Origin of the sequence: Streptomyces coacervatus (assembly GCF_029223485.1) — a bacterium.
In the GTDB taxonomy this organism is placed as follows: Bacteria; Actinomycetota; Actinomycetes; order Streptomycetales; family Streptomycetaceae; genus Streptomyces; species Streptomyces coacervatus.
This window is the reverse complement of record NZ_JARHTP010000014.1, coordinates 150,815-166,259: the sequence shown is the minus strand read 5'-3', so window position 1 is coordinate 166,259 and position 15,445 is coordinate 150,815. Positions and strand designations below refer to the sequence as shown.

Sequence of the window (15,445 nt, the reverse complement as noted above, 5' to 3'; positions counted from 1 at the left end):
CGGCGTCAGGCCGTGTGAAGAACGTGTGCGAGGTGGATGGCGGGACGCGATTCCGCCTGTCTTCCGCCCACCCCCTGCCGTAGGTTCTACCCAGATGAGAGATACACCCCGCTCACAGGGGACTGTGGGCGATTTCAGGCCGTGGCCTCCCCAGCTACGACCTGGTCGTGCCCTCGCGCACACAACCGGAGCTTCCGGCTCCGGATCTCCTCACCGATCGGACAGTCGCCCGCCCCAAACCCCCCGGGGTGGGCGTCGATCCGATCTGATCGGCCGCCTCGGAACTACCCCCCCTGTTCCGGGGCGGCCGACCTCCTTTCTTCTCCTTCTCGGGCTTCCCGCCCTCCTCTTCGCGCTGATCACCTGGCAGGTCGTGTCCAACGGCCTGCTGCTGCGCGTTGACCGGCGGGTCAGCGGCGCTCTCGCGCACCCGGACCGGTTCTCCGAACTCCTCGCCGACCTGGGCAATGTCCAGGTCGCGGTGCCCTTGCTCGTCGTCGCCCTGGTCTACGTGGCCTGGCGGAGCCGTGCGGCGGGGGCGTACCGCTGGTGGCTGCCGCCCCTCGCGGCCGCCCTCCTGATGGCGCTGGTCCCGGCGCTGATCGTCCCCCTCAAAGAACTGATCGACCGGCCGGGCACCCCCGTCGTGCCCCCTGGCACCGGCTACTACCCGTCCGGCCACACCGCGACGGCCGCCGTCGCCTACGGCTCGGCAACCCTGCTCCTGCTCCCCTGGCTGCGCACCACGTACGCCCGCCGCGCGCTGCTCGTCGCCTGCGCCGTCGTCAACCTCGCGGTCGGGTTCGGGCTGGTGCGGCGCGGCTATCACTGGCCTCTGGACGTCGTGGCCAGCTGGTGTCTGTGCACGGTGCTGCTCGCGTCTCTTCGGCTTTTCCTGGTCCGCGTCGGCCTCAGGGGGGGCCGACGCGAATGCGGCAAGTCTGCGTGAACCGTCTGTCGTAGATCGTCCGTCCAGGCCGTCTGTGCCCTCTGCATAGACCTCTGCATAGACCTCTGACCATCAGACGCCCGTCATGTGTCCTCCTCGCGCGCCAGGCCCGCCGCCGCCTCGTGCATCGCCAGTTCGAGGAGCGCGGGATCCGTGAGGGTGCCCGAGCCGTCCGGGGGGACCAGCCAGCGGACGCCGCCGGTCGAGCGTCCCGGGTACGGCACCACGATCCAGGTGCCGGCTCCTGCCGTACGGATGCCGGTGCCGAGCCAGCGGGCCGCGGTGCCCGGCGGCACGAAGAAGCCCATGCGGGCGTCGCCGAAGTCGACCAGCACCGGGCCGGGCCGGTCGAGGAAACGGGTGAGGACGTCGAGCGTGGGATAGCCGAGTTCGCCAGGCAGGATGAGTACGTCCCAGGCCTTGCCTGCGGGCAGCAGCGCGATCCCCAGGGGATTGCGCTCCCACTCCCAGCGGCAGGCCTCGGGATCCGGAGCAACGGACGCCAGCCACTCGACCGCCGTGTTCGCCCCAGCCATGAGGAGACCTCCTGTCTCTCCTGGACGCTGGTCGCGTCACGGGAGAGAGGGAGGTCTCCGGCGGGCATTACGCGGGTTTCCACACCCAGTTGAAGTGAGCTGGATCACACTCAGGGATCACACTCAGGGATCACACTCGGGAATCGCACCCCGGACTCGTACTCAGCTGTCGAAGCCGAGGCCCAGCCGGTCCATCGTCCGCAGCCAGAGGTTGCGGCGGCCGCCATGCGAATCCGCGCGGGCCAGCGACCACTTGGTGAGCGCGATGCCGGTCCAGGCGAAGGGCTCGGGCGGGAACGGCAGGGGCTTCTTGCGGACCATCTCCAGCGACGTCCGCTCCGTGGTCTCCCCCGCCAGCAGGTCCAACATCACCTCGGCACCGAAGCGGGTGGCGCCCACGCCGAGGCCCGTGTAGCCCGCCGCGTAGGCGACATTGCCGTGGTGAGCGGTGCCGAAGAACGCCGAGAAGCGCGAGCAGGTGTCGATGGCGCCGCCCCACGCGTGCGTGAAGCGGACGCCCTCCAGCTGCGGGAAGCAGGTGAAGAAGTGCCCGGCGAGCTTGGCGTACGTCTCCGGCCGGTCGTCGTACTCGGCGCGCACCCGGCCGCCGTAGTGGTGGATCGCGTCGTAACCGCCCCACAGGATGCGGTTGTCGGCGGAGAGCCGGAAGTAGTGGAACTGGTTGGCGCTGTCCCCGAGTCCCTGGCGGTTCTTCCAGCCGATGGACGTCAGCTGCTCGTCGCTCAGCGGCTCGGTCATCAGCGCGTAGTCGTAGACGGGGACGGTGTACGCCCGTACCCGCTTGAGCAGGTTCGGGAAGATGTTGGTGCCGAGCGCGACCTTGCGGGCGCGGACTGAGCCGTAGGGGGTGCGTACGGCCATGCCGGCGCCGTACGGCTTGAGGGTGAGGGCCGGGGTGCGCTCGTGGATACGGACGCCGAGGGCGAGGCAGGCTCGCTTGAGGCCCCAGGCGAGCTTGGCGGGGTGGAGCATGGCGACGCCCTGGCGGTCCCACAGGCCCGCCTGGAATGTCGGTGAGTCGACTTGTTCCCGCACCGCTTCGGCGTCCAGGAACTCGATGCCGTCGGCGAGGCCCTCGCGCTCCATCTCCTCGTACCAGTCGCGCAGTTCCCGGGCCTGGTACGTCTCGGTCGCGACGTCGATCTCTCCGGTGCGCTCGAAGTCGCAGTCCAGGGAGTGGCGGGCGACCGCCTTCTCGATCTCGTCGAGGTTGCGGGCGCCCAGCTCCTGAAGCTTGTGGATCTCCTCCGGCCAGCGGGCCAGGCCGTTGGGCAGGCCGTGGGTGAGGGAGGCGGCGCAGAAGCCGCCGTTGCGGCCCGAGGCGGCCCAGCCCACCTCGCGGCCTTCCAGCAGAACGACATCCCGTCCCGGGTCGCGCTCCTTGGCGATCAGCGCGGTCCACAGTCCGCTGTAGCCGCCGCCGACCACCAGCAGATCGCAGGTCTCGGCGCCGGTGAGCGCGGGCTCGGGGTGGGGCTTGCCGGGGTCTTCCAGCCAGTACGGGACGGGCTGTGCGTCAGAAAGAGACTTTGTCCAGTTGTTGCCACGACTCATGGCGCTTGGGGCCATGATTTCAACTCCCTACAGGCGTTGTGCAGGTGTTTTGCGATTACGCCTTTTGCTTGTTGCGACGATTCCCGATGAGCATCGAGGAAAGGACCAACAGTACGGCGACGAGGAACATGGCCGTACCGATGACATTGATCTGAACGGGCGTTCCGCGCTGTGCCGAGCCCCAGACGAACATGGGGAAGGTGACGGTCGAGCCCGCGTTGAAATTGGTGATGATGAAATCGTCGAAGGAGAGCGCGAAGGACAGGAGCGCACCCGCGGCGATCCCGGGGGCCGCGATGGGCAGGGTGACGCGCAGGAAGGTCTGCGCCGGGCCGGCGTAGAGATCCTGGGCGGCCTGCTCCAGGCGCGGGTCCATCGACATCACGCGCGCCTTGACGGCGACGACGACGAAGCTGAGGCAGAACATGATGTGGGCGATCAGGATCGTCCAGAAGCCCAGCTGCGCACCCAGGTTGAGGAACAGGGTGAGCAGTGAGGCCGCCATGACGACCTCGGGCATCGCCATCGGCAGGAAGATCAGCGAGTTCACGGTGCCCCGCGCGCGGAACCGGTAGCGGACCAGTGCGAAGGCGATCATCGTGCCGAGAACCGTGGCGCCGATCGTCGCCCAGAAGGCGATCTGGAGGCTGATCGAGAGCGAGCCGCACATGTCGGCGACGCCGCACGGGTCCTTCCACGCGTCCGTGGAGAACTGCTGCCATTGGTAGTTGAAGCGCCCCTTCGGTTTGTTGAAGGAGAACACCGTGACGACGACGTTCGGCAGCAGCAGATATCCGAGTGTCAGCAGTCCCGCGATGACGACGAGATGGCGCTTGAGCCAGTTGAGGACGGACATTTAAACCAGATCCTCCGTCCCGGACTTGCGAATGTAGAAGGTGACCATGAAGAGGATCGCGGCCATGAGGATGAAGGAGAGGGCCGCGGCCGTCGGATAGTCCAGAATCCGCAGGAACTGGGTCTGGATGACGTTTCCGATCATGCGGGTGTCGGTCGAGCCGAGGAGTTCGGCGTTGACGTAGTCGCCGGCCGCCGGGATGAAGGTCAGCAGCGTGCCGGAGACGACGCCCGGCATCGACAGCGGGAAGGTCACCTTGCGGAAGGTGGTCCAGGGCTTGGCGTACAGATCACCGGCCGCCTCGTGCAGCCGTCCGTCGATGCGCTCCAGCGAGGTGTACAGCGGCAGGATCATGAACGGCAGGAAGTTGTACGTCAGTCCGCAGACCACCGCGAGCGGCGTGGCCAGCACGCGGTCGCCGGAGGTCCAGCCGAGCCAGTTGGTGACGTCCAGGACGTGCAGCGTGTTGAGGGTGCTCACCACCGGGCCGCTGTCGGCGAGGATCGTCTTCCAGGCGAGGGTGCGGATCAGGAAGCTGGTGAAGAACGGCGCGATCACCAGGACCATGATCAGGTTCCGCCAGCGGCCCGCGCGGAAGGCGATCAGATACGCCAGCGGGTAGCCCAGCACCAGACACAGGACGGTCGCGGCGGCCGCGTACAGGACCGAGCGCAGGAACTGCGGCCAGTACTCGGACAGCGCGTCCCAGTAGGTGGCGAAGTGCCAGGTGACCTTGTAGCCCTCCTCCAGGGAGCCCGTCTGCACGGACGTGGAGGCCTGGTAGATCATCGGCAGCGCGAAGAAGACGATCAGCCAGAGGATGCCGGGGAGCAGGAGCCAGTACGGCACCAGGCGGCCCCGTTTGCGCGGGGGCTTCTTCTCGGGGGCCGGCGCCAGGGGTGGCGCCTCGGTGACGGCGGCCATCAGGCGGCGTCCTCCTCGACCTCGGCGACGCCGGCGTCGATGTCCTGCGCGGCGTCCAGGCCGAAGGTGTGCGCCGGGTTCCAGTGCAGGACGACCTCGGCGCCGGGCACCAGCCGGGTGTCGCGGTCGATGTTCTGCGCGTAGACCTCGAACTCCGGGCAGACCGGGCTGTCGATGACGTACTGCGTGGAGACGCCGATGAAACTGGAGTCGGCGATCCGGCCGGTGATCCGGTTGCGGTTCTCGGCGATCTCGCCCGCGTCGTCGGCGTGGGTGAGGGAGATCTTCTCCGGGCGGACGCCGACCAGCACCTTGCCGCCGGTCGTCGTCGGCGCGGAACATCGCGCCTCGGGGAGGACCAGCTTGCCGCCGCCCGCCTTGAGGACGATGTCGTCGCCGTTCTTGGTGTCGACCTCGGCCTCGATCAGATTCGAGGTGCCGAGGAAGTTGGCGACGAAGGTGGTGTTCGGGTTCTCGTAGAGATCGGCGGGCGAGCCGAGCTGTTCGACGCGGCCCGCGTTCATCACGGCGACCGTGTCGGCCATGGTCATGGCCTCCTCCTGGTCGTGCGTGACATGGATGAAGGTGATGCCGACCTCGGTCTGGATGCGCTTGAGCTCCAGCTGCATCTGGCGGCGCAGCTTGAGGTCGAGGGCGCCGAGGGGCTCGTCGAGCAGAAGCACCTTGGGGTGGTTGATCAGCGCGCGGGCCACCGCGACACGCTGCTGCTGGCCGCCGGAGAGCTGGTGCGGCTTCTTACGGGCCTGCTCTCCCAGCTGGACGAGGTCGAGCATGTCCTCGACCTGCTTCTTCACCGACTTGATGCCGCGCCGGCGCAGACCGAAGGCGACGTTCTCGAAGATGTCGAGGTGCGGGAAGAGGGCGTAGGACTGGAAGACCGTGTTCACCGGACGCTTGTACGGCGGCAGGTGGGTGACCTCCTGGTCGCCGAGGTGGACGGTGCCGCCGGTGGGCTCCTCCAGGCCGGCGATCATGCGCAGGGTGGTGGTCTTGCCGCAGCCGGAGGCGCCGAGCAGGGCGAAGAAGGAGCCCTGCGGGACGGTCAGGTCGAGCGGGTGTACGGCGGTGAAGGCGCCGTAGGTCTTGCTGATCCCGGAGAGGCGGACGTCGCCGCTGTTGTCTGTGGTCGTCATCTTCGTCACGCCCCTGTGAGCTTCGCGAACTTCTGCTGGTAGGCCGTCTCTTCCTTCGAGCTGAGTGAGCGGAAGGCGCGGGACTTGGCCTGCATGGCCTGGTCGGGAAGGATCAGCGGGTTGTCCGCCGCCGACTTGTCGATCTTGGCAAGGTAGGGCTTCACTCCCGCGACCGGGCTCACGTAGTTGATGTACGCGGCGAGTTCGGCGGCCGGCTCCGGCTCGTAGTAGTAGTCGATGAGCCGTTCGGCGTTCGTCTTGTGGCGTGCCTTGTTGGGGATGAGCAGGTTGTCGGTGGACGTCATGTAGCCGCTGTCGGGGATGACATAGCCGACGTTCGGGTTGTCCGCCTGCAGCTGGACGACGTCGCCGCCCCAGGCGACACAGGCGGCGAAGTCGCCCTTGGTGAGGTCGGACGTGTAGTCGTTGCCCGTGAAGCGGCGGATCTGGCCCTTGTCGACGGCCTTCTGAAGGCGGGCGATCACCGCGTCGTAGTCGTCGTCGGTGAACTTCGCCGGGTCCTTGCCCATGTCGAGCATCGTCATGCCGACGCTGTCGCGCATTTCGGTCAGGAAGCCGACACGACCCTTGAGCTTGGGGTTGTCGAGCAGGTCGGAGACCGTCTTCACCTCGACGCCGTCGAGGGCCTTCTTGTTGTACGCGATGACGGTCGAGATGCCCTGCCACACGTATGAGTAGGCCCGGCCGGGGTCCCAGTCGGGGCTGCGGAACTGCTCCGAGAGGTTGGCGTAGGCGTGCGGCAGGTTGGAGGCGTCCAGTTTCTGGACGTAGCCGAGGCGGATCATGCGGGCGGCGAGCCAGTCGGTGAGCACGATGAGGTCGCGCCCGGTGTCCTGGCCCGCGGCGAGCTGCGGCTGGATCTTGCCGAAGAACTCGTCGTTGTCGTTGATGTCCTCGGTGTACTTGACCGTGATGCCGGTCCGCTTGCGGAAGGCGTCCAGCGTCGGGTGGTGCTTGCCGCTGTCGTCCACGTCCATGTACTCGGTCCAGTTGGAGAAGTTGATCTCCTTCTCCTTGGCTGAGTGGTCGTCGGCGGACACACCGCCCTGCGTCTTGCCGGCGGCGGGGATCCCGCAGCCGCTCAGCGCCCCGAGGCCGCCGAAGGCGAGCGCGCCGCCGGCGGAGGTGCGCAACAGGGACCGGCGGGTCGTTGCCGCTGCCCGGCCCTTCTGCAGGCTGCGCCGCATCGCGGCCGCCACGGCCGGTGTCGGGCGGTCGGGCTCGTACTGCTCCATGCGCGTGGTGCCCTTTCGGGAGTGACGGCCGCGGGTCGGACGGCCTCTTCTGCTAGCGGTCCCCGAAGATCGTGCGGTGCCAGTCCTTCCTGGCCACCGCCGTGTTGTCGAACATGACGTGCTTGATCTGCGTGTACTCCTCGAACGAGTACGCGGACATGTCCTTGCCGAAGCCGGACGCCTTGTAGCCGCCGTGTGGCATCTCGCTGATGATCGGGATGTGATCGTTGATCCACACGCAGCCCGCCTTGATCTCGCGGGTGGCGCGGTTGGCCCGGTAGACGTCGCGGCTCCAGGCGGAGGCGGCAAGGCCGTACGGGGTGTCGTTGGCGAGCGTGATTCCCTCGTCGTCGCTGTCGAACGGCAGGACCACCAGAACCGGGCCGAAGATCTCCGACTGGACGATCTCGCTGTCCTGCGCCGCGTCCGCGACGAGGGTGGGCCGGTAGTACGCGCCCTTGGAGAGTTCCCCTTCGGGTGCCTCGCCGCCGGTCACCACGCGCGCGTAGGAGCGTGCCCGGTCGACGAATCCGGCGACGCGGTCGCGCTGGGTGTGCGAGATCAGCGGGCCGAGGTCGGTGCCGGGGGCGAAGGGGTCGCCGAGCCGGACGCTCGCCATGAGGGCGGCCGTCTTCCGCACGAACTCCTCGTACAGCGGCCGCTGCACGTACGCGCGCGTGGCGGCCGTGCAGTCCTGGCCGGTGTTGATGAGGGCGCCCGCGACGGCGCCGTTGACGGCGGCGTCCAGGTCCGCGTCGTCGAAGACGACGAAGGGCGCCTTGCCGCCGAGTTCCAGGTGGAGGCGCTTGACGGTCGCGGTGGCGATCTCGGCGACGCGCTTGCCTACGGCCGTGGAGCCGGTGAAGGAGGTCATGGCCACGTCGGGATGGCCGACCAGGCGCTCGCCCGCCTCCTTGCCGGTGCCGGTGACGATGTTGATGACACCGTCCGGGATGCCCGCGTCGGTGGCGGCCTGCGCGAACAGCAGTGAGGTGAGCGGGGTCAGCTCGGCGGGCTTGAGCACGATCGTGTTGCCCGCGGCGATCGCCGGGAGGATCTTCCAGGCGGCCATCTGGAGCGGATAGTTCCAGGGCGCGATGGAGCCGACGACCCCGATGGGCTCACGCCGGACGTATGACGTGTGATCCCCGGAGTACTCACCGGCGGACTGCCCCTGCAGATGCCGGGCGGCGCCCGCGAAGAACGCCGTGTTGTCGATCGTGCCCGGCACGTCGAACTCGCGTGTCAGCTTCAGCGGCTTGCCGCACTGCAGGCTCTCCGCACGGGCGAAGTCCTCGGCGCGGTCGGCGAGCACGGCGGCGAAGCGGTGCAGCGCGTCGGAGCGTTCGCCTGGGGTGGTGGCGGCCCAGCCGGGGAAGGCCTCGCGGGCCGCGGCGACGGCCGCATCCACGTCGTCGGGGCCGGCCAGTTCGTACGTATAGACGTCCTCGCCGGTCGACGGATCGACGACCGCGTGGGTACGGCCCGACGTGCCCTTGGTCGGACGGCCCGCGATGAACTGCGCGCCGTCCGCGAAGCGCTCCTGCGCCGGGAAGCGGGCGGTCTCCGGTACGGCGATGACCGGCTTCTCCATGTCGCTCTCCTCCGCCGTCGCCCCGCTTCGTCCGGGGGCGGGTGGCGTAGCTCCAGCTCGATTTGAGTGCCGATCCTGACAGAGCAATGGGCGTCCTACAAGTGATTCCGTTGTTGCCTTTCGGTTACGCGACGGAATCTGTCGACCAGGTGTCGAGTCGGCATGGAAAAGGGGGGACGGAGTGTCAGTGGTGACTGCGACACTCGCATGCATGGAAAGGATCACGGGGCAGATCGACTCTCGGGAAGCGCTGGTCAAGGCGGTCCGCGAGGGCGCGAAGGTGAAGTACCTGCACTTCTGGGGGCACCGCGCGCGGGCGGACGGCAGAGTGGGGCCGAGCTGTCTGAGTCAGTGGTGGCCGTCGCCGTTCACCGTGGACGGGGTGACGTACGGGACGGCGGAGCACTGGATGATGGCCGGCAAGGCGCGGCTGTTCTCCGACCCGGAGGCCGAGCGCCGGATTCTCGCCGCCGGGCACCCCTCTCAGGCCAAGAAGGCGGGGCGGCTGGTGCGCGGCTTCGATGAGGAGACCTGGGAGCGCGAGCGCTTCGGGATCGTGCTGGAGGGCACCGTCCACAAGTTCGCCGAGCACGCGGATCTGCGGGAGTTCCTGCTGGGCACCGGTGACCGGGTTCTGGTCGAGGCGAGCCCCATGGACCGGGTGTGGGGCATCGGCCTTGCGGCGGACGACGAGGCGGCGGCTGATCCGGAGCGGTGGCGCGGGGAGAACTTGCTGGGGTTTGCGTTGATGGGGGCGCGGGGGCTGTTGGGTGGGGATGGTTGAAGCTGGGGGCGGTTGAGGCTGGGGGCGGTTGAGGCTGGGGGCGGTTGAGGCTGGGGGCGGTCAGGGGTTGGCGATCAGCAACGCGATCATTCCCAGCCCGAGCACCACGCCCACGGCGCCGCAGATGATCCCCGCGAGGGCCTGGCCCGAGTTCGTCGACTCGCCGCGGCGGGCCTTGCCACGGCTGACCGTGCCGAGGATCACGGCCAGTGCGCCCAGCACGATGGCGATCGGCCACAGGCAGAAGACGACGACCGCGATGATGCCGAGCACAAGGGCGGCGGTGCCCATGCCGTTGTTGGGCATGGGAGCCATGCCCGGCCAGCCGTAGTAGCCCGGGGCGCCCTGGGGCTGCGGGCCGTGGCCGCCATACCCGACCGGGGGCGGGTAGCCGTAGCCGTAAGGGACCTGGCCGGGGCCGTCGGGGGCGATGGGCGGCGGGGGGACCGGCTCGCCGTGGGCACGGGGGGTGAAGGGGTGAGCGGAGCCGTTCGCCTGTGCGGTGGGGCCGGGCGGGGCGAAGGGGTTCGCGGGGGCGCCCGTCGAAGCCGTCAGGCCAGGCGGGGCGAAGGGGTTGGTCGGGTCGCTCGCCGGGGCCGTCGGGCCGGGCGGGGTGAAGGGGTTCGCCGGGCCGCCCGTCGGAGCCGTCGGGCCGGGCGGGGCGAAGGGGTTCGCGGGGGCGCCCGTCGGAGCCGTCGGGCCGGGCGGGGCGAAGGGATTCCCCGGGCCGCCCGCCGGGGCCGCGGCGCCAGGCGGGGCGAAGGGATTCCCCGGGCCGCCCACCGGGGCCGCGGCGCCAGGCGGGGCGAACGGGTTCGCTGGGGCGCTCGCCGGTGGGGTGGAGCTCGGTGCGGCGAAGGGGTTGGCCCAGGGCTGGGCGGGGGGTGGGGCATCGCCGGTGCCGGGCGTGGACGTGACCGTCTGCTGGTCATGGACGGAAGGGCCGTCCGGGGCGCCGAGGGTGTTGCCGGGGCCCGGCCGGGCGGTGTCCGACGGTGGTGCCCATGGGTTCGGTTCCGGGGCCGGGTCGGCGGCGGGGCGGTCCGGCTTGGCCAGGGGGACCTTCGGGGCCGCTTCGCGCGAGGAGGCCGGCGAGGGCGCGGCCCACGGGTCACGGGCGGCGTCGGCGGCCGGCGGCTGCGCGTCGTCGGACATGCGCGGGATCCCCTCTTTCGAACGTTCCGTCATGCTACGGCCCGAGCCGGGCACCGCGGACCAGAGCCTGGAAGCTCGCCCCTGCCTGCGGAGGCACCCCCGTCACGTCGCCGTCGGTCGCCCGTAGCGTCCTCCGCCCTGTCGCCTGTCCCCGCACCCACCCCGCCCAGCCGCGAGCCACACCCCTCAGGCCTACGATGATCCGGACTCACCGATCAGCCGATCACCCGCGTCCCGCCCGGCCGAGCCGACCCGGGACGCCGCTTTGGGGAGGAACCCTTGACCGAGCACCTCGGCGCTTTCGCCGCCGCTCCGCGCGACCTGCACGCCTTCATCGCCGGACTGCCCAAGGCCGAACTGCATGTGCACCACGTCGGCTCCGCCTCCCCCCGGATCGTCGCGGAGCTCGCCGCCCGGCACCCCGACTCCAAGGTGCCGACCGACCCCGAGGCCCTGGCCGACTACTTCACCTTCACGGACTTCGCCCACTTCATCGACGTGTATCTGTCCGTCGTGGACCTCATCCGCACACCGGAGGACGTACGGCTGCTGACGTACGAGGTGGCCCGGGATCTGGCCCGGCAGCAGGTGCGCTACGCGGAGCTGACCATCACCCCCTGGTCCTCGACCCGCCGCAACATCGACGAGTACGCCTTCATGGACGCCGTCGAGGACGCGCGGAAGGCGGCCGAGGCCGAGTTCGGGACGGTGCTGCGCTGGTGCTTCGACATTCCCGGCGAGGCAGGGCTGGAGGCCGCCGAGGAGACGACCCGGCTCGCCACCGATGACCGGCTGCGGCCGGAGGGGCTGGTGTCGTTCGGGCTCGGCGGGCCCGAGATCGGCGTACCGCGGCCGCAGTTCAAGCCGTACTTCGACCGGGCGATCGCCGCCGGCCTGCACTCCGTGCCGCACGCCGGCGAGACCACCGGTCCGGAGACGGTGTGGGACGCGCTCACCCATCTGCGTGCCGAGCGCATCGGGCACGGCACCCACTCCTTCCAGGACCCGAAGCTCCTCGCGCACCTCGCCGAGCACCGGATCCCGCTGGAGGTCTGCCCGACCTCCAACATCGCCACGCGCGCGGTCCGCACCCTCGACGAGCACCCCATCAAGGAGTTCGCTCAGGCGGGGATCGTCATCACCGTCAACTCCGACGACCCGCCGATGTTCGGCACCGACCTCAACAACGAGTACGCCGTCGCCGCGCGTCTCCTCCACCTCGACGAGCAGGGACTGGCCGCCCTGGCCAAGAACGCCGTCGACGCCTCCTTCCTCGACGAACCCGGCAAGGCCCGGATCCGGAACGAGATCGACTCCTACACCTCGGCGTGGCTCGCCCCCTGACACCGGCCAGAATCACGCCCTCCACAATGGGGCCATGCAGAACGTGACCGCCGTGGCCCACCGCGGCGACCCCTACCGCGTCCGCGAGAACACGATCGACTCGCTGCGTTCCGCGCTCCGACAGGGCGCGGACGCCGTCGAGATCGACGTACGGCTGACCAAGGACGGCGTCCCCGTGCTGCTGCACGACGAGACGTTGAAACGGCTGTGGGAGCACCAGCGGCCGCTGCGCTCGCTGTCGGCGGACGAGGTGCGCGGGCTCACGGACGGCGGGGTGCCGACGCTCGCGGAGGCGCTGGCCGCCACCGACGGCACCCGGTTGATGCTCGACCTGCCGGGGACGCGGGACGTACGGACGGCGCGCCGCATCGTGGACACCGTGCGGGAGGCCGGGGCCGGCGACCGCGTCTACTACTGCGCCGACGCCACCGCGATGCTCGCCGTCCGCGCCGCCGACCCGTCCGCGGAGATCGCGCTGACCCGCACCAGCCTGGCGCCCCCGCGCCCCGCGCTGCTCGCCGCGGTGAAGCCGCGCTGGCTCAACTACCGCTTCTCCCTGGTGGACCGCGACCTGGCCGCCCGCGTCCACCACGACGGATACCTGCTGTCCGTCTGGACCCCGGACACCCGCCGTTCCATGCGCCGCCTCATCGCCCTGGGCGTCGACTCGATCACGACCAACCGCGTCGACGTCCTCTGCGCCCTCCGCAAGAGCGGCTGACCGCTCGCCCCCGAAACTCCGGTCGCGGACTCCGGCTCCCGGCAAGCACCTTGTGCCCGGCGCGGCACCACTGCGTGCCCGGCGCGTCCCGCATCAGCCGGAACCGCCGAGCGACGGTCACCGGCCGTGCGGAGTGCGCTCGGGCCGCCGTACCCGCGCTCACGGCTTCGCCGGTGCCGAGTCCCAGGGGCCCCGGGTCCAGCCGTCCAGGTCGTAGTCGTCCATGCACTCCTGTACGAATTCCTCGTACGCCGTGACGGCGCCGCGCGCGGTGGCCCACTTCAGGGCGTCGAGGCGGACCTGCTCGCCGTTGCCGGAGTAGTTGCGCTCGTACAGTTCGTGCCGTCCGCCGAACTCGCTGCCGATGGCGTCCCAGACGAGCTTGAACAGCTTGATCCGGTCGTGGGCCGAGGTGTCGGAGCCGCGGTAGAACCGATCGACGAGCGGCCGTAGTTCGGGGTGTTCCAGATCCCGGGCGGTCGAGGGGACGACCAGCGGGGAGCCGCCGAGGACGGTCTCGAACAGCTCGTGCACCCGGTCCCAGATCTGCGCGTTGTACATGCGCATCGCGGAGGCGTACTCCAGCCTGGGCAGCGCGATGCCGTCGGTGCCGGGTTCCGGGTCGGTGGCCATCGCGGTGGTCAGGGCCCACACCAGATGACGCATCGTCACCAGTTCGCCCACGGCGGCCTGGACGCCGCGGAAGGTGTCGGTGCCGTTGGAGCGGGTCGCCCGGGACAGCAGGCCGGCCATCAGCTCCAGCTTCACCGCCAGCCGGGTGCCGGACTGGAAGTTGTACAGGTTGGCGAAGCCGGAGCGGGCGTAGAAGCCGGTGGCCCGTTCGATGTCGCGGTGGACGAGCACGTCCTGCCAGGGGATGAACGCCCGGTCCAGGATGAGGACGGCGTCGTTCTCGTCGAAACGGCTGGACAGCGGCGCATCGAAGGGAAGCCCGGCGCGGGCCGCGTAGGGGGTGCGGCAGACGAGCTTGACGCCCGGGTTGTCCATCCGGGCGAAGAAGACGACCGCGAAGTCCTCACCGTGGCCGGGGGTCAGCGCGGCGGAGGCGACCGGGGCGACGAAACTCGCGTTGGTGATCGCCGAGCCGGTCGCGAGCATCTTGGCGCCGGAGACCACGATCCCGGCGTCGGTCTCCCGCTCGACGTGCACGAACACGTCGCGCATGTCGTGGACGGCCTGCTTGCGGTCGGTGGGCGGATTGATGATGACGTGGTTGAGGTAGAGGCCCTTGGCGGTGAACTCCCGGTACCAGGCGAGGGCGTTGGGCGCGAAGTCGCCGTAGTACCCGGCGTTCACGGCCAGCCCCGACATGAAGGCGGCCTTGTAGTCCGGTGTACGGCCGAGGAAGCCGTAGCCCATCCTGGACCAGGCCGCGATCGCCTCCCGGGCGGCCAGCAGATCGGCCGGGGAGCGGCTGGGCTTGAAGAACCGGTGCGTGAGCGTGCCGAACTCGTCCCGGGCGGTGAGCAGTTCGCGGGTGTCGTCGGCGTGCAGGGCGTCGTAGAGGCGGCTGACGGAGAGCGCGGAGTTGCGGAAGGCGGGGTGGCGGGTCACATCGGCGACACGTTCGCCGTCGACGTACACGGCGCGGCCGTCGCGCAGGCTCTCCAGGTACTCCTCGCCGGTCATCAGCTCCGCGGTCATCAGCTGCTCGGCGTCGCTCATCGGACCAGCGCCGGGTTGTCGAGGGCGGGCTCGCCGAGCACATGGACGCGCTGGAGGTGGCGCGGGGCGCGCGTGGTGAAGGCCTCGCGGCCGTGCAGCAGCGTGTAGTTGTCGGCCACGACGATGTCACCGGTCTGCCAGTCATGCGCGTACAAGTGGCGCGGGTCGTTCAGGGCAGCGGTCAACGTGGCGTGGAACTCGGCCAGTTGCTCTTCGGGGACGCCGGTGAACTCCAGGTCGGGGTGGTTGATGAACTCGGCGTCCGGCGCGACCGGTTCGTTGTAGCGGATCACCGGGAACCCGCGCTCCGGGTGGGTGGTGACGACCGGGGAGACGGCCTTGCTGTCGTAGAACTCCATCTTGCGCCGGTAGACCCCGGTGACCTGCTCCCACAGCTCGCGCTCGGCCTGCTCGGCGTCGCGCAGCACGGCGGGTGTGTGGGAGAAGGTGGTACGCCCGCCCTGCCCCTCGCCGGGGGCGCTGACGCAGTGGAAGATCTGGAACTCCGGTACCTGCGGGCGGTACATGCCGTCCCAGTGCAGCGGCACATGGGAGTGGTCGAAGATGTGGTCGTCGGGGTTCTCGTGCTCGACCAGCTCCAGGACCGCCCCGAACGGCCACATACTGATCGCGCCCCATCCCGCCGCGTACTCGGTCAGCGCGGCGGCGGTGGGGAACGCCCCGAATCCCCGCAGAAGGACGAGGTGGTGTTCGCGGGCGAGGGCACGCAGCGCGGCAACGGGGAGCTCATCGAGACGAGCATCAGGCTGATCGGCGTCAACGCGGACACCGAAGGGTTCTAGGACGGTGGTGTTCACGGGGGCTCCTTAGAGAAGGGGGGTGAGCAGCCTGCCTTTAGGGGCGCGGGGAACTGCGCGACCAGCCACATCCGGCCCGCAGACAGGTACGAA

General features: G+C 69.8%; 14 protein-coding genes. 4 read left to right on the top strand and 10 right to left on the bottom strand.

Annotated elements, in window-relative coordinates; genetic code table 11:
• The first annotated feature begins 124 nt into the window (after window positions 1-124).
• A complete protein-coding gene (locus tag P2Q00_RS31500) occupies window positions 125-949 on the top strand; it encodes a phosphatase PAP2 family protein (RefSeq protein ID WP_275776695.1) in 825 nt (274 codons plus the stop codon).
• Between the two features lie 83 nt (window positions 950-1,032).
• Here P2Q00_RS31500 and P2Q00_RS31495 read toward each other — a convergent pair whose 3' ends face one another.
• From P2Q00_RS31495 to P2Q00_RS31465, 7 genes are all read right to left on the bottom strand, one after another.
• Window positions 1,033-1,485 carry a bifunctional DNA primase/polymerase gene (locus tag P2Q00_RS31495; RefSeq protein ID WP_275776694.1) on the bottom strand — a complete coding sequence of 151 codons (453 nt, stop codon included), beginning with the start codon at window positions 1,483-1,485 and terminating at the stop codon, window positions 1,033-1,035.
• Window positions 1,486-1,647: 162 nt separating this feature from the next.
• The gene (locus P2Q00_RS31490; RefSeq protein WP_275776692.1) at window positions 1,648-3,075 is read right to left on the bottom strand and encodes an NAD(P)/FAD-dependent oxidoreductase; all 1,428 of its coding nucleotides are present in this window, start codon (window positions 3,073-3,075) and stop codon (window positions 1,648-1,650) included.
• 40 nt (window positions 3,076-3,115) lie between these two features.
• Complete coding sequence (locus P2Q00_RS31485; protein ID WP_275776691.1) at window positions 3,116-3,916, bottom strand: ABC transporter permease; 801 nt, start codon at window positions 3,914-3,916, stop codon at window positions 3,116-3,118.
• Window positions 3,917-4,840, bottom strand: coding sequence for an ABC transporter permease (locus tag P2Q00_RS31480; RefSeq protein ID WP_275776690.1), 924 nt, complete (start codon window positions 4,838-4,840; stop codon window positions 3,917-3,919).
• Window positions 4,840-5,994 carry an ABC transporter ATP-binding protein gene (locus tag P2Q00_RS31475; protein ID WP_275776688.1) on the bottom strand — a complete coding sequence of 385 codons (1,155 nt, stop codon included), beginning with the start codon at window positions 5,992-5,994 and terminating at the stop codon, window positions 4,840-4,842. The genes P2Q00_RS31480 and P2Q00_RS31475 overlap by 1 nt, the downstream gene beginning before the upstream one ends.
• Before the next feature lie 5 nt (window positions 5,995-5,999).
• On the bottom strand, window positions 6,000-7,250 hold the full coding sequence (locus tag P2Q00_RS31470) for a polyamine ABC transporter substrate-binding protein (RefSeq protein WP_275776687.1): 1,251 nt from the start codon (window positions 7,248-7,250) through the stop codon (window positions 6,000-6,002).
• A gap of 52 nt (window positions 7,251-7,302) precedes the next feature.
• On the bottom strand, window positions 7,303-8,844 hold the full coding sequence (locus P2Q00_RS31465) for a gamma-aminobutyraldehyde dehydrogenase (RefSeq protein WP_275776686.1): 1,542 nt from the start codon (window positions 8,842-8,844) through the stop codon (window positions 7,303-7,305).
• A 211-nt stretch (window positions 8,845-9,055) separates the two neighbouring features.
• Here P2Q00_RS31465 and ybiA point away from each other — a divergent pair, with 211 nt between their 5' ends.
• The gene (gene ybiA, locus P2Q00_RS31460; protein ID WP_275776685.1) at window positions 9,056-9,628 is read left to right on the top strand and encodes a riboflavin biosynthesis intermediates N-glycosidase; all 573 of its coding nucleotides are present in this window, start codon (window positions 9,056-9,058) and stop codon (window positions 9,626-9,628) included.
• Between the two features lie 60 nt (window positions 9,629-9,688).
• Here the strand turns inward: ybiA and P2Q00_RS31455 are convergent, their stop codons facing one another.
• Entirely contained in the window at window positions 9,689-10,783 is a 1,095-nt protein-coding gene (locus tag P2Q00_RS31455) for a DUF4190 domain-containing protein (RefSeq protein ID WP_275776682.1), read from the bottom strand.
• 279 nt (window positions 10,784-11,062) lie between these two features.
• Here P2Q00_RS31455 and P2Q00_RS31450 point away from each other — a divergent pair, with 279 nt between their 5' ends.
• Together P2Q00_RS31450 and P2Q00_RS31445 are read left to right on the top strand one after the other, a co-directional pair.
• A complete protein-coding gene (locus P2Q00_RS31450) occupies window positions 11,063-12,127 on the top strand; it encodes an adenosine deaminase (protein WP_275776680.1) in 1,065 nt (354 codons plus the stop codon).
• A gap of 34 nt (window positions 12,128-12,161) precedes the next feature.
• Complete coding sequence (locus P2Q00_RS31445; protein ID WP_275776678.1) at window positions 12,162-12,848, top strand: glycerophosphodiester phosphodiesterase; 687 nt, start codon at window positions 12,162-12,164, stop codon at window positions 12,846-12,848.
• 159 nt (window positions 12,849-13,007) lie between these two features.
• Here P2Q00_RS31445 and P2Q00_RS31440 read toward each other — a convergent pair whose 3' ends face one another.
• Window positions 13,008-14,534: a 4-hydroxyphenylacetate 3-hydroxylase family protein gene (locus tag P2Q00_RS31440; protein WP_275776676.1), complete on the bottom strand. Its 1,527-nt coding sequence runs from the start codon at window positions 14,532-14,534 to the stop codon at window positions 13,008-13,010.
• Complete coding sequence (locus tag P2Q00_RS31435) at window positions 14,531-15,352, bottom strand: TauD/TfdA dioxygenase family protein (RefSeq protein ID WP_275776675.1); 822 nt, start codon at window positions 15,350-15,352, stop codon at window positions 14,531-14,533. Before P2Q00_RS31435 ends, P2Q00_RS31440 begins: the two co-directional genes overlap by 4 nt.
• Between the last annotated feature and the right edge of the window lie 93 nt (window positions 15,353-15,445).

What these genes read in the sequence shown, in the direction of transcription:
- P2Q00_RS31475 (WP_275776688.1), bottom strand. Translation starts at nt 5,994, where the DNA reads ATGACGACCACAGACAACAGCGGCGACGTCCGCCTCTCCGGGATCAGC.
- P2Q00_RS31490 (WP_275776692.1), bottom strand. Translation starts at nt 3,075, where the DNA reads ATGGCCCCAAGCGCCATGAGTCGTGGCAACAACTGGACAAAGTCTCTT.
- P2Q00_RS31440 (WP_275776676.1), bottom strand. Translation starts at nt 14,534, where the DNA reads ATGAGCGACGCCGAGCAGCTGATGACCGCGGAGCTGATGACCGGCGAG.
- P2Q00_RS31465 (WP_275776686.1), bottom strand. Translation starts at nt 8,844, where the DNA reads ATGGAGAAGCCGGTCATCGCCGTACCGGAGACCGCCCGCTTCCCGGCG.
- ybiA (WP_275776685.1), top strand. Translation starts at nt 9,056, where the DNA reads ATGGAAAGGATCACGGGGCAGATCGACTCTCGGGAAGCGCTGGTCAAG.
- P2Q00_RS31445 (WP_275776678.1), top strand. Translation starts at nt 12,162, where the DNA reads ATGCAGAACGTGACCGCCGTGGCCCACCGCGGCGACCCCTACCGCGTC.
- P2Q00_RS31485 (WP_275776691.1), bottom strand. Translation starts at nt 3,916, where the DNA reads ATGTCCGTCCTCAACTGGCTCAAGCGCCATCTCGTCGTCATCGCGGGA.
- P2Q00_RS31455 (WP_275776682.1), bottom strand. Translation starts at nt 10,783, where the DNA reads ATGTCCGACGACGCGCAGCCGCCGGCCGCCGACGCCGCCCGTGACCCG.
- P2Q00_RS31495 (WP_275776694.1), bottom strand. Translation starts at nt 1,485, where the DNA reads ATGGCTGGGGCGAACACGGCGGTCGAGTGGCTGGCGTCCGTTGCTCCG.
- P2Q00_RS31470 (WP_275776687.1), bottom strand. Translation starts at nt 7,250, where the DNA reads ATGGAGCAGTACGAGCCCGACCGCCCGACACCGGCCGTGGCGGCCGCG.
- P2Q00_RS31480 (WP_275776690.1), bottom strand. Translation starts at nt 4,840, where the DNA reads ATGGCCGCCGTCACCGAGGCGCCACCCCTGGCGCCGGCCCCCGAGAAG.